This is a genomic window from Streptomyces sp. Act143, from assembly GCF_003143935.1.
Lineage (GTDB): Bacteria > Actinomycetota > Actinomycetes > Streptomycetales > Streptomycetaceae > Streptomyces.
The window spans coordinates 8,333,507-8,346,848 of sequence record NZ_QFRX01000001.1; the positions used below are offsets into that span (position 1 = coordinate 8,333,507).

The window sequence follows — 13,342 nt, forward strand, 5'->3', positions numbered from 1 at the left end:
GTCTCGTTCTCCCACGTCGGTCGTGTAGAAGTGATCCCCGCTGGCCGGACTGAACATCCGGAACAGAGCGGTATGGTCTATTCCGGTGGCGGCGCTCGGCGTCCAGCAGGCTATGCCTTCATCTACGTATCCAAGGCTGGATACGGCATTGGCGCGCTCCGCTGCAGACGTGGTATAGAAATGATCACCCAAGGAACGCATAGCAGGACCTCCCCCTGAGCTCGTCAGGAGGAGGATGGTCGCGATATTCATATCGCGCAAGAGGGCGGGGAGACTCACATCTTCTTCCCCGGGTGGATCATTGATATTGAGTCTGAACGGTTGACTGGCATATCTCATTGAGGGCTTATTGGGCCAGCTCGAACAACCTAGGATTGGGTTACTTAAACGGCGTAGACGTATCAGCGTTGCGCTGGGTGGTGACGGAGTGAATCTGCCTACACCGATGTCTCCGGTCGAGACCTGAGTGTCTGCTTGCGCCGGTGGTCGCGATAGTCACCGTCGCCACGTTGAACATCGTTCGCGACCAAGGCTCCAGCCATATCAACGCGCAACGGACGGACACTGGCGGAGTTTCACGGAGCGTCACAGATCACCGGTTCTGACACAGCTTCTCAGAGTCGCCAGGCGCGTGCTCCTTGTCAGAGGCTGCGGGCGGTGATGTCGCCGTAGGACGTGGTGGCGCGGATGGTCAGGCCGGCACCGGCACCGTTGCTGAGGCTGTTGCTGACCCGGCCGTAGGAGGTGCCGGCGTCGAGCGCGGCGGAGATGCCGCGGGCGGCGCTGACGGTGATGTCGCCGTGCTGGGTGGTGAGTTCGACGGCACCCTGGTGGGCCTCGGCGATGGTCAGGTCGCCCCGCTGGGTGCTGATCTTCGCGTCACCGACCAGTCGGCCGAGGAGGACGTCCCCGTCGAGGACGGTGAGGCGTGTGTCGCCGGCCTCGTCGATCTTGACCTGCCCCTGCCCGCCGTCGAAGACCACGTCGCCGAGCCGCCCGACCCCACGGAACTCGGCAGCCGCGGCCTTGGCCTCGACGCGCGAACCGGCGGGCAGCTGAACGGTGACCTCGACGGCTCCGGAGGGGCCGAGGTACTGGTTCTTCGCCGCCGGCGCCGTGACGCGCAGGACGCCGTCTTCGTACCCGACCTGGATCTGCCCGGCCGCCTTCACGTCCCGGCTCTTGCCGGGGTGCACGGGCCGGACCTCGACGACGGTGTCGGCACGCTCGGCGGCGATGACCTGGATGCGCCCGGCGGGGATGTCCAGGAGGGCCGCGATGGGGGCGGGGGTGTCGAACTTCTGCGCGGTGCTCAGCTTCTGCTGCATGTCGTCATTCCTTCGACTCGTTGTTTCTGATGAAGGAAACGCTACGTTGCATTCAGGAAATCGGCTACAGAGAAGTTGCGCAGAAACCCAATCTGTGCAGCTCAAACCCTATAAATCGTTGCAACACCTATAGATAGAACGCAACGAACCAGACAACAAGTGTTGCAATGAGATGAAAGTGAACGCAAGAGCGCACGCCCGGAGCGGCTATCCCAGGTACTGGATATACGTGCAGGTCAGAGGGGGTGGGATGGTTCCACCCTGTCTGATCGGCCGTAGGTTGTTGCGCCCGGCTGCTGTGATCGCTGATGCTCTGGGTGTCGCCCCGACAGGCCCGCACTGACCAGCCGGCCTCGCCGCGGCATCCGCATCCACGCACCTACGTACGGGGGAACACCCATGTCCATGCGCATCCGAGCGAACGCCCTCACCGCACTCACCGTCGCCGCCCTCGCGGCGGGCACCCTGCTGACCGCACCCTCCGCGGGCGCCGCGCCGAAGGCCGCCGCGCCGAAGTTCCTGTCGGCGTCCCAGCTGCCGCCGCACCCGTCGTCGTCGTGGACGGCCGGGCCGGTCACCGAAGGGTTCCCGGAGGAACTCGGCTTCTGTGTGAGCACGGAGGGCGTGCTCTCCTACGACTACCGGCACCGCACCTTCCGCACCGACCTGGACGCCAGTGCCGTGCAGTTGACGGTGGTGACGGGCACGGCCGCCCAGGCGAAGGCCCTGGCGAAGCACTACGACGACCTGATCCGCACCTGCGCCGAGCGCATCGAGAAGGCCTCGCCGGACACCAAGGCCGAGGGCCGGGACTACGGGAAGCTGAAGGTCGAGGAGGGCGCCCGCGTCCGCGGCCTGCACACCGAGACGTCCTGGGGCGCGAACGACGTCGACCTGCTGTCGGTCGGGCGGGACGGCAGGACCGTCACTGTCGTGCAGTGGGGACAGATGGGCGACTTCAAGGGCGCGCCTGTGACCGCGTTCAAGAAGACCACGACCACGGCGGTCAACAAGCTGTACTGAGCGGGCGGCCGGCCGCGCCCGAAGCGCGGCCGGCGGCGCCCCTACAGAGCCAGCCGCCCCCTACGGCCCTCCTATGACCCCCTGTAAGGCCCCCTACGGCCCCTTACAGGGCAGTGTCCTCGTCAGCGAGATCGCTCATGCCGAGCCCGGCATCGCCATCGGCCATCGCCGGCCCGCCGAGGAAGCCGTTCATGAGCTCGTCCAGGTCGAGCGTCGTGGCACCGGCCGGGGCGGTGGGCCTGGCGCCCTCGCGCATCCGCAGGGTCAGGCCGAACTTCTTCACGTCGGCGTTCTCGGCCAGCTTGGCGAGGTCGACGTCGACCTGGGCCAGCTCACCGTTCTTGAGGGTGAAGTCCGCCGTGACCTTGGCGTTGGGAGCGTCCTTCAGGTCCTTGTCCGTGGGCAGCTCCATGCCCGGCGGCAGGTCCTTGACCACGGGCCGGATCTCACCGAGGAGTTCGGTGATCAGCGTGCGGAAGGGAGCGGTGGCGGTGACGTGCTCGGTGCCGTCCTCGCCACCGGTCGTCTTGAACTCCACCTTGCGGGCGATGACTTCGCGCAGGGCTTTGACGAGCTTCTTCTGCGTCTTGGCGTCGAGGGACGCCGCGGGACCGCCCCCGGCCTCCTCGCCCCCGCCGCCGGCGGCCCGGTCCATCTCCTTGGTGTTGAACTTGACCCACTTGCCCTCGATGACGTCCTTCATCGCCCCGGCCTCCGGGGGCAGGTCGTCAGGGTTCGGCAGGGGGATGGGCATCGTCTTGCCCAGGGCGTCCATGTCGGCACGGATGTAGGTGTAGTCGCCGATCACCCGGTACTCGACAAGGTCGCCGTCCGGGGTGCTGACCTTCACGGCCGTGCCGACGAGGTCCTTCTCCCCGGACTTCTCGAGCGGCTTCTTCGACTGCACGGTCACCGCGATCTTCGCGCCGCTGAGCAACTCGGCGACCTCGTCCGGGATCTCCTCCCCGGGCTCGGGGTCGGACGCGGCGTCCAGCGCCTTCAATGACGCCACGTCCGTGTTCAGATCGACCTCGAAGGAGAGCGTGTTCTTCGCGCCGAGCTTGTCGAAGGCCTGGTTGAGCTTCCTGCCGGCAGACAGCTGCTCCACCGTTCCGCAGGCGGCGGAGCCCGCGAGGACGGCACCGACGACGGCGGTGGCGGTCAGGGTCTTGCGTAGGGCGTTGATGATGTCTCTCCTCGTGGCTGCGATCACAACGTGATCGATCAGAAGACTCACCACCCACTCACAGGGTTGCCCTGCCCGCCGCACATCCCCTGCCCGTCTCACACCGCCTGACCAGGCCGGTCGCCCAGGTGATGGCCCTGCCGCCGCTCAGGGGCAGCGACATCCGCCTCGTCGTCCACCCAGCTCTTCCGTGATGCCGCGCCCGAGACTGCGATGACTCCCGTTGGCCGTGCTGGCCTGAGCCTGGAGCGAGGACTCCTGACGGGGCAGCAACTATGTGGGCGCGTGGGCTGCTCCTATATTGCTGCAGTGAGCAAGGATTCGGGGAGTTTGGCGGACCGTCTGAGATGGGCGCGGGAACGCGCCTTCGTGGGCCGGTCCGAGGAGATCGCGGTGTTCCGCAGGGCTTTGGCCGGTGAGGCGGATGCCGCTGCGGTCATCTACGTGCACGGTCCGGGCGGGGTGGGCAAATCGACACTGCTGCGGCGCTTCGCGGACGAGAGCCGGGACGCGGGCAGGCCCGTCGTCGAGGTGAACGGCCGACTCGTCGACCCCTCTCCCGCGGGATTCGAGTCCGAGACCGCCGGGTCGCCGGTGGACGCGGTCCTGCTCATCGACGCGTTCGAGCACTGTCAGGGGCTGGAGATGTGGCTCTACGAGCGGTTCCTGCCCTCGCTGCCGCAGCAGACCCTGGTGGTGGTGGCCGGCCGGGAGGGGCCGAGCCCGTCCTGGACCTCCCAGCTGGCGTGGAGCGAGCTTCTGGCCGTCGTACCGCTGGGCGACCTCGACCCGTCGGACGCCGAACGGCTGCTGGAGCTGCGGGCCGTGGCACCGGCCGTGCGGGCGCAGGTGCTCGCGTTCGCGGGCGGTCATCCGCTGGCTCTCAGCCTGGCCGCCAGCGTCGCGGCGGACGGGTACGGTGCCCGCTGGGCACCGACACCGGACGTGCTGACCTTCCTGCTCTCGCAACTGGTGGGGGAGGTGCCCACACAGGTGCACCGGCTCGCCCTGGAAGTGGCGGCGCACGCGATGACCACCACCGAGGGGCTGCTGCGCGCGGTGGTGGGGGAGGACCGGGGCGCCGAGATGTTCACCTGGCTGCGCCGCCTGCCGGTCGCCGACTGGGGCCGGCAGGGGATGTTCCTGCACGACCTGGTGAGTGACGCGATCGACACCGACCTGCGCTGGCGTGACCCGCAGGGCTACGAGGAGATGCACCGGCGGGTCGGCCACCACCTGCTGGAACAGGCCCGTACCGCGTCCCCGGCGGCGGCAATGGTGGCGATCCGCGAACTGAGCTACATCAAGAGGTACGGGTCGATGGGCTCGTACTTCCAGATGCGCCGCGAAGGCGACTTCCACGAGGACACGCTGCGCCCGGGGGACCACGACGCCGTCCGGCGGCTCATAGTGCAGGCGGAGGGGCCCGAATCGGCGGCGATCGTGGACTTCTGGCTGGAACGGCAGCCGGAGGCGTTCTGGATCTACCGGGAGACGGTGACGGGCGAGCCGGTCGCGTTCATGACGTGGCTGCGCCTGTCGGAACCACGCGCCGACGAGACGGCCGCCGACCCGGTGCTCGCCCAGATGTGGGAACACGTGGGCCGCACGAGCCCGTTGCGTGCGGGCGAGCACGCCATGCTGGCCCGGTTCTTCATCTACCCGCCCGCCTACTACGAGATCTCCCCGGTACTGCACCTGATGCAGCTGCGCGTCTGCGCCGACTGGATCCGCTCGGCCGGCCTGGCCTGGTCGTTCATCATCAGCCCCTACCCGCGGCTGTGGGAGCAGCTGATGGAGCACCTCGGCCACGAGGCGGCCACCGCGCTGGACTGGCCGAACGGGCACACCTACACGCTGTTCGCGTGCGACTGGCGTACCACGCCGCTGTCGATCTGGTTCGACCGGACCCAGCCCGGGGGCCTCACCGACGAGGCGTCCACGCCCACGACCGGCGCCCCCACCGCCACGCTGACGCGCGCCGAGTTCGATGCCGCCGTACGCGACGCGCTGCGCGACTGGCACCGCGAGGACGCCATCGCGGCCAGCCCGCTGTGCCGCGCGCGGATGGTCACCATTCAGCCGGGCTACGTCGCCGAGCACGCCGCGCAGATGCTGCGTGAGCTGCTCACCGATGCCGTGGACTCATTGAGCGTCGACCCGCGCGAAGCCAAGCTGCACCGCGTTCTGGCCACGACCTATTTCCACCGGGTGCCCAACCAGATGATCGCGGCCGAGCGGCTGAGCCTGCCCTACAGCACCTACCGCAGGCACCGCCAACGCGGGCTGGAGCGCGTGTGCGAACTGCTGTGGAAGCGCGAGACGGCCGAGCGCTCACTACCCGTCTCCCACCTGTGACACCACGTGGACCGACCGTGAAGTGAGCACCAGGTGAGCAGTCACCGGTCTCGTAGGTGAGCACCACCGCGGCCGAGAGTCACCTCCGAAGGACGCAGAGTCCAGGAGGTCGACATGACGCAGAGACAGACACAGACGCAGACGCAGACGCAGACGCAGACGCAGACGCAGACGCAGACGGACGTGATCGTGATCGGGGCGGGCCCGGTCGGCTTGGCGGCGGCGATGCTGCTGGCCGGGCGCGGGCTGGTCGTGACCGTGCTGGACAAGGACGGTGCGCAGCCCGGCGGTCCGGATGCCGTCGGGCGGGCGTGGCGGGAGTGGCACAGACCGGGGGTGAACCAGTTTCGCCAGCCGCACGTCCTGCTGCCCGCGGGTGCCGCCGTGCTGCGCTCTTCCCTGCCGAACGTGGTCGCGGAGTTGCGGGAGCTCGGTGCGCTCTCGCTCAACATCCTCGAGGGGGCCTGGCGGTTGCCCGCGCTCGGGGGGCGCCGCCCCGGCGACGAGCGCTACGACACACTCACCGCCCGTCGGCCGGTGCTGGAGGCCGCGTTCGCCGCGGCCGCCGCGCGGACCCCCGGAGTCACCGTCCGCCGCCACATCGCGGTGAGCGGTCTCCTGGCGGGCGCCGAACGGATACCCGGACGCCCGCACGTCGTCGGCGTCACCACGCAGGACGGCGAGGAGATCCACGCACCGCTGGTGGTGGACGCGGGCGGCAGGAACACACCCGTGGGCGCGCTGCTGGCACGGCTCGGCGGACCACCACCCGTCAGCGAACAGGCCGATGCCGGGTTCGTCTACTACTCGCGTTCCTTCCGCAGCGCCACCGGTACGCCACCGCCTCCGGCCGCCTGGCCACTGGTCCACCACGACGGACTGTCCAGCATCGTGCTCCCGGGCGATGACGGCACCTGGTCGCTGAGCCTGGTCGTCTCCAGCCGGGACCGGGCCCTGCGGGCCCTGCGCGACCCAAGGGCCTGGGAACGGGCCGTGGCGCTGTTCCCGACACTGGCCGGGCGGACGGACGGCGAGCCGCTCACCGGGGTCCAGGCGATGGGAGGCCTGCACAGCCGAAGCCGGCGTACGGTCGTCGAGGGCGTCCCCGTGGTCACCGGTCTGCTCAGCGTGGGAGACGCCCGGGCGGCCACCGACCCGCAGTTCGGGCTGGGCCTGTCCCTGGGGCTGACGCATGCGCGCGTGCTGAGCGAGGTGATCGGCGCAGCCGGCACACAGGACCCGGTCGGGCTCGCACTGCGCTTCGACGAAGCCACCGAGCAGACGGTCATGCCGGTCCACCAGCGGCTGCGGCACTGGGACACACACCGGCTGGCGGAGATCGACGCGCTGCTCGCCGGCCGGCGTTACGAGACCGAGGACCCCGGTTGGCACCTCGGCAATGCCTTGGACGCGCTCAAGCTGTCCGACCCCGACGTGCTGCGCGCGATGGCCGACGTGGCGTGCGGACTGGCCGCCCCCGAGGCCGCGTTCTCCGCTCCCGCGGTGTCGGGCAGGGCAGCGGCCCTGATGAGCGCGAACGGCGCGAGCAACGGGTACGGGACCCGGCCGGGACCGGCCCGCGCCGAGGTACTGGCCGCTGTGGGCGCCGTGGAACGGTGCTTCACCGATTCCGGCGGCACCGCCGCGGCGGGCGCAGCGCCCGGAACCGTGAAGGTGACAGGAACGAGCATGACGGCCGGTCAGACCGGTTTCGGCATCGACGGCGGTCACGATGACGGTGAGTGAAACGCCCCTGTCGGACCGGTCCTGGAAGGGGCGGCTCAGCCGTGCGAGGGAGCGCGCCTTCGTCGGACGGGTCCGCGAGCTCCAGCGGTTCGAGGCCGCGCTCGGCGGCGACGAGGAGGGGCCGCTGGCGTTCTACCTCTACGGCGCCGGCGGGATAGGGAAGTCGGCGCTGGTGCGGCGCATGGGCGACTTGGCCGCGGACGCGGGCCGGCAGGTCGTGCAGCTCGACGGGCGCTTCGTCGACCGGGACCCGGCCGCGTTCGAGCGCGCCGCCGCCCCTTTCGTGGCCGTGCCCGGCACGGTGCTCCTCCTCGACTCGTTCGAACACTGCCAGTGGCTGGAGGACTGGCTGTGGCAGAGGTTCCTGCCGCGGGCGGCCGACGGTGCGCTGGCCGTGGTGGCGGGCAGGTTCGCGCCGCAGCCGCAGTGGATGGCCGACCCCGCCTGGTCGGGACTGCTCGCCGTACGGGAGTTGGACGTCCTGTCGGAGCGGGAGGCCCTGGATCTGCTGGCCGCGGCGGCCGTCCGGCCGGAGCGGCTGAACCAGGTGCTGCGGTTCGCGGGCGGCAACCCGCTGGCGCTCACACTGGGCGCCGCGGATGCGGCGGCCGGGAGCACCTCCGCCGACGGCACTCCGTCGGCGGACGTACTGCGCACCCTGCTCGCCGGGCTGATCGGCGAAGTCCCCACCCCGGCGCACCGGCGTGCACTGGAAGTGGCGGCCCAGGCTCCCTGCACCAGCGAGGAACTGCTGGCCGCCGTCCTCGCCGACGAGGACGTCGGTGACCTGTTCACCTGGCTGCGTGACCTGCCGTTCATGGAATCGGCGGCGGCGGGCCTGTACCCGCACGACGCCGCCCGCGGAACCCTCATGGCCGACCTGCGGTGGCGGGCCCCCAACGCCTTCAGCGCGATGCGGCACCGGCTGGCCGAGGAATACCTGCGGCTGCTGCGCGAAGCACCGGAGGAACGGGTCCGTGCCATCACCGACGAGCTGTTCTACCTGTTCCAGGATGTCGAGGTGCTGGCGCGGCTGCGCGTGCGGCCGACCATCGACAACGAGGTGCACGAGAGCGTCCTCGACCCTGCCGACCACGCGCTCGTCCTCGGCATGGCCGAGGAGACCGAGGGGCCGGAGTCCGCCGAACTGGTGCGGTTCTGGCTGGCGCGGCAGCCGGAACGGTTCAGTGTCTACCGGCTCATCTCCACCGGCCGGATCGTCGCCTTCACCGCCCATCTGGTGCTTCCGTACCCGCCGGACGAGACCGAGGTGGCCCGCGATCCGGTCGTCGCGGCGGCCTGGCAGTACGGCGAGCGGACCTCGCCCGTCCGGGACGGGGAGCACATCGCCGTCACCCGCTTCTCGATCTATCCGGAGCTGTACCAGGTCCGTTCACGCGTCGTCGACCTGGCGAACTCGCGAGTCCAGGCGGAGGCCGCCCGCGCCCGCGGCAGGACACACGGATTCCTCGTCTACCACGATCACGAGGCATGGGCCGAGCAGTTGCGCGGCGTGCTGGCCGACAGCGGCGAACGGCCTGTCGTCGGCGGCCGTACCTACGGCCTGTTCACCATCGACTGGCGCAAGATCCCCGTCGAGTCATGGCTGCGGCACCTCATCAACGCCACCGAGATGCCTGCCCTGTCGGGGCCTTCGGGCGTCTCCCGCACCGTCTTCGAGCAAGGGGTCCGCGAGGCGCTCAGGCACTGGCGTTCACCGTCGGTGTTCGGCTCCTGCGCGCTGCTGCGCAGCCGGCTCGTCGCCGACTCGGCCGAGCCGGTGGAGGACTTGCGGACGCTGCTGCGCGACGCCGTGGAAGCGGTCGCGGCGAACCCGCACGGGGCGCGGGCCAGAGATGTCCTGGCCACCACCTACTTCTCCGGCGCGCCCACCCAGGAGGCCGCCGCCCGGCGGCTGAGCCTGCCGTTCGGCACCTACCGGCGCCACCTGCGTCAGGGCCTGGACCTGCTGTGCGAGGCGCTGTGGCAGCGGGAGATGTACGGCCCGCACTGAACGGTCCGCACTGAACGGCCCGCCCCGCGGCGGACGGTGGCCGCGACCAGCGGCGAAGTGCCGCGTACAGCGAGGGACACGCGTCGACAGCCGTGGACAGAAGTGGACGGTTCCCGGACCGGACCGGGCTGGGAACCGGACACCGATCAACGGCACGGTGACGGCCATGCAGAGATCACCGCCGCACCGGCCCGGACACCTGGACACCCGGGCGCACGAGCCCACACGACGCTGCCGAGCAGGCGGACGTCCACCGATTCCTCCCTGCTGCGGAGTCCGGCGACCGGCCGGAGAGCAGTGACCGGCCGGAGAGCAGTGACCGGCCGGAGAGCAGTGACCGGGCGCACGCGCCGCTCTTCCTCTCGCACCGAAGCGAGTGTTCCACCACCCACCTACGGAGTTCAGTCATGCGCAAGACAGCCACGGGCACAGCGCTCGCGGCCTTGGCCGCGGCGCAGTTCCTCGTCGTGCTCGGCAACTCGATCGTGAACGTGGCGCTTCCGCAGATCCGGACCGGCGCCGGCCTGTCGGACGGAGCGACGACCTGGGTCGTCAACGCCTACGGCCTGGCCTTCGGCGCGCTGCTGCTGGCCGGAGGGCGCGCCGCCGATCTGCTGGGGCACCGCAGGAGTCTGCTGGGCGGTCTGGCGGTCTTCGGGACGGCCTCCGCCGTGGCGGGCGCGGCCTCGTCGGCGGGCGTGCTGATCGCCGCCCGGGCCGTGCAGGGTGTGGGCGCGGCGGCCGTCGCGCCGGCGGCACTGGCCGTGCTGCTCGGACTCTTCCCGCCAGGGCCCGGGCGGGGCAAAGCGTTCGGGGTGTGGGGCGCGGTCTCGGGCGCGGGAGGCGCCGCCGGGGTGCTCCTGGGCGGGCTCCTCGCCCAAACCTGGGGCTGGCGTGCCCTCTTCTTCACCGTCGCCGGCGGAACCTTCGCCGTCCTGCTCGCCGTCGCGGTCCGCACTCCGCGATCCCGGGACCGCGGAGGCGGACGATTCGACCTGCTCGGCACCTTCACCGTCACCCTGTCCCTGACAGCCCTGGTGTGGGGACTGGCCGGGGCACGCGAGCAGGGCTGGACCGACGGACGTGTCCAGGGCGCCTTCGCCCTGGCCGCGGTCCTCGGCGCCGTGTTCGTGCTCGCCGAACGACGCCACCCCGACCCGCTGGTCCCCGCGCGGCTGTTCGAGGGCGGCCGGGTGGCCGCGGCCAACGTCCTGATGGCCCTGTTCGGATCGGTGTGGATCGCACTGTTCTTCTTCCTGCCGCTCTATCAGCAGGAAGTGCTGGGCGCAGGACCGCTGCTCACCGGTCTCGGTCAGCTCCCGCTCGCCGGCGCCGTCATGCTCGGCTCCGCCCTGGCCCCCCGGATCACCACCCGGATCGGCGTCTCCCGTGCCCTGCCGGCCGCAGTGCTCGTCGAGGCCGCCGGAATGCTGTGGCTGTCGCGGATCAGCGCCGACGGCTCCTACCTCGCCGACGTGCTCGGCCCGAGCGTCCTGATCGGGCTCGGTCTGAGCATCGCGTTCATCCAGCTCACCGACGTGTCCGTCGACGGCGTGGCCAAGGCCGACTCCGGTCTCGCCGGCGGACTGGTGAACACCACCCGGCAGGTCGGCGGGGCCGTCGGCCTCGCGCTCCTGGCCACCCTCGCCGGCTCCCTCACCGCCCGCTCCTCCCTCCCGCACCCGGAAGCCCTCACCGACGGCTACCGCGCCGCCTTCGCCGTCTCGGCCGCCGTCCTCCTCGCCACGGCCCTCCTGGCCGTCCCCCTGACCCGCACCACCCGTTCCCCCGAAAGGAAGTCCGCCATGCGCACCATCGACGAATCCGCCCCCGTGGTCGTCCGCCTGTCCACCGTCATCGACGCACCGCTGGAGAAGGTCTGGGCACTGCACACCGACATCGACGCCTGGCCGAACTGGAACGCCGACATCGACCAGGCCGTCCTGACCGGCCCCGTCGCGCCCGGCAGCTCCTTCCGCTGGAAGACCCACGGTCTGGACATCGACTCCACCGTCTACGAGGTCGTCCCCGGCGAGCGCATCGTGTGGGGCGGTCCGTCCAGCGGCATCGACGGCATCCACGTCTGGTCCTTCACCGCCGACGGCGACCGCGTCACCGTCAGCACCGAGGAGTCCTGGAGCGGCGCCCCCGTCGACGCCGCCACCGAACAGCTCGGCCAGGCCCTGCACGCCTCCCTCGAGAACTGGCTCGCCGCCCTGAAGGGCCGCGCGGAGCAGACCGCCTGACCATGCCCCGTCTGCCCGCGCGCCGACCGCAGGTGGCGCGGACAAGGAAGAGGAATCCACCATGAGCACGAACGACAAGCCCTATCTGATCGGCCACTACGCCCCGGCCGTGGACGAGATCACCGCCACGGGCCTGACCGTCGAGGGCCACCTGCCGCCGGAACTGAACGGCCGGCTCGTCCGCAACAGCCACAACCCCAAGCCGGGCGTCACCCCGACCCACTGGTTCAAGGGCAGCGGCATGGTCCACGGCGTCAGGCTGCGTGACGGCAGGGCCGAGTGGTACCGCAACCGCTGGGTCCGCACCCCCGCCCTCGACGGCGCCCCCTACATGACCGAGCACGGCCCCGACCTGACCGCCAGCCCCGCCGGCACCCACGTCATCGAGCACGGCGGACGCCTCCTGGCGCTGTGCGAGGCGAACTTCCCGTTCGAGCTGAACGCCGACCTGGAGACCGTCGGCGCCTACGACTTCGACGGCACACTGCGCAGCGCGATGACCGCCCACCCCAAGACGGATCCGGTCACCGGCGAACTCCACTTCTTCGGCTCCTCGCCGTTCCCGCCGTATCTCATCTACTACATCGCCGATGCCAAGGGCCAGATCATCCACAGCGCCGAGATACCCGGTGCCACCGCCTCCCTCAAGCACGACTTCGCCCTCACCCGCCACCACGTGGTGTTCGTCGAAGGGTCGGTCACCTTCGACCCCACCGAGCACTCCGGCATCCCCTACGCGTGGAGCGACGAACAGCCCTCCCGCATCGGTGTCATGCCCCGTACCGCCGACGGCGCCGGCCGGATCCGGTGGCTCTCCATCGAGCCCGGCAACATGCTCCACGCCTCCAACGCCTACGAGGACGCCCACGGCCGCATCGTCCTGGAAGGCCCCACCGTCGACCGGGAAGGCTTCCAGCTGTCCTGGAACTGGTGGGTCGGCGCTCCCGGCCGCGGAACCGAGCCCAACACCCGCTCCTACACCCGCCGCTGGGTGATCGACCTGGAGCGCGGCAGCGTCGACGAGCAGATCATCGACGACCTCGCCGTGGAGTTCCCGACCCTCAACGAGGACTACCTGGGCGTCGAGAACCGCTACCAGTACGCCGTCTCCTTCCCCGATCAGGACGGCAACGGCGGCTACGGCATCGTCAAGTACGACCGCTCCACCGGTGCCCGCCGCGTCCACCAGGCCGGCGACGCCCGCCTGCCCAGCGAGGCGGTGTTCGTGCCCGCCGCCGGCGCCACCAACGAGGACGACGGCTATCTCCTGACCGTCGTCTCCGACCTCAAGCAGGACTCCTCCCGCCTCCTGGTCCTGGACGCCTCCGGACTCGACCAGGTCGCCGCGGTCCACCTGCCGCGCCGTGTCACCGGAGGCATCCACGGCTCCTGGATCCCCGACGCCGACCTGTAGTCCGCCCCGGGGGCGGCCCTCGCGGGC

At 70.5% G+C, this 13,342-nt stretch carries 9 protein-coding genes; 6 read left to right on the forward strand and 3 right to left on the reverse strand.

Annotated elements, in window-relative coordinates:
- The coding region (locus DI272_RS44960; RefSeq protein WP_219933869.1) for a hypothetical protein at positions 1–339 on the reverse strand (339 nt) is incomplete at its 3' end.
- Between the two features lie 302 nt (positions 340–641).
- Positions 642–1,328, reverse strand: coding sequence for a DUF4097 family beta strand repeat-containing protein (locus DI272_RS38105; protein ID WP_109499736.1), 687 nt, complete (start codon positions 1,326–1,328; stop codon positions 642–644).
- Positions 1,329–1,727: 399 nt separating this feature from the next.
- Between DI272_RS38105 and DI272_RS38110 the strand changes: the two genes are divergently transcribed.
- The gene (locus DI272_RS38110) at positions 1,728–2,351 is read left to right on the forward strand and encodes a hypothetical protein (RefSeq protein WP_109499737.1); all 624 of its coding nucleotides are present in this window, start codon (positions 1,728–1,730) and stop codon (positions 2,349–2,351) included.
- Positions 2,352–2,454: 103 nt separating this feature from the next.
- Here the strand turns inward: DI272_RS38110 and DI272_RS38115 are convergent, their stop codons facing one another.
- Positions 2,455–3,459: a hypothetical protein gene (locus tag DI272_RS38115; RefSeq protein WP_109501257.1), complete on the reverse strand. Its 1,005-nt coding sequence runs from the start codon at positions 3,457–3,459 to the stop codon at positions 2,455–2,457.
- A 387-nt stretch (positions 3,460–3,846) separates the two neighbouring features.
- Here DI272_RS38115 and DI272_RS38120 point away from each other — a divergent pair, with 387 nt between their 5' ends.
- The 5 genes from DI272_RS38120 to DI272_RS38140 all read left to right on the forward strand — a co-directional run bounded on the left by DI272_RS38120 (position 3,847) and on the right by DI272_RS38140 (position 13,315).
- Positions 3,847–5,895: an AAA family ATPase gene (locus DI272_RS38120; protein ID WP_181387448.1), complete on the forward strand. Its 2,049-nt coding sequence runs from the start codon at positions 3,847–3,849 to the stop codon at positions 5,893–5,895.
- Between the two features lie 114 nt (positions 5,896–6,009).
- Complete coding sequence (locus tag DI272_RS38125; protein WP_109499739.1) at positions 6,010–7,641, forward strand: FAD-dependent oxidoreductase; 1,632 nt, start codon at positions 6,010–6,012, stop codon at positions 7,639–7,641.
- Positions 7,634–9,655 (forward strand): ATP-binding protein, encoded by a 2,022-nt coding sequence (locus DI272_RS38130; protein WP_219933870.1) that lies wholly within the window; start codon positions 7,634–7,636, stop codon positions 9,653–9,655. Before DI272_RS38125 ends, DI272_RS38130 begins: the two co-directional genes overlap by 8 nt.
- A gap of 407 nt (positions 9,656–10,062) precedes the next feature.
- On the forward strand, positions 10,063–11,901 hold the full coding sequence (locus DI272_RS38135; protein ID WP_109499741.1) for an MFS transporter: 1,839 nt from the start codon (positions 10,063–10,065) through the stop codon (positions 11,899–11,901).
- Between the two features lie 61 nt (positions 11,902–11,962).
- Positions 11,963–13,315 carry a carotenoid oxygenase family protein gene (locus DI272_RS38140; RefSeq protein WP_109499742.1) on the forward strand — a complete coding sequence of 451 codons (1,353 nt, stop codon included), beginning with the start codon at positions 11,963–11,965 and terminating at the stop codon, positions 13,313–13,315.
- Positions 13,316–13,342 lie beyond the last annotated feature (27 nt).

Excerpts from the sequence above, each read along its gene's own strand:
- DI272_RS38105 (WP_109499736.1), bottom strand. The coding sequence starts at position 1,328 with ATGCAGCAGAAGCTGAGCACCGCGCAGAAGTTCGACACCCCCGCCCCC.
- DI272_RS38110 (WP_109499737.1), top strand. The coding sequence starts at position 1,728 with ATGTCCATGCGCATCCGAGCGAACGCCCTCACCGCACTCACCGTCGCC.
- DI272_RS38125 (WP_109499739.1), top strand. The coding sequence starts at position 6,010 with ATGACGCAGAGACAGACACAGACGCAGACGCAGACGCAGACGCAGACG.
- DI272_RS38135 (WP_109499741.1), top strand. The coding sequence starts at position 10,063 with ATGCGCAAGACAGCCACGGGCACAGCGCTCGCGGCCTTGGCCGCGGCG.
- DI272_RS38140 (WP_109499742.1), top strand. The coding sequence starts at position 11,963 with ATGAGCACGAACGACAAGCCCTATCTGATCGGCCACTACGCCCCGGCC.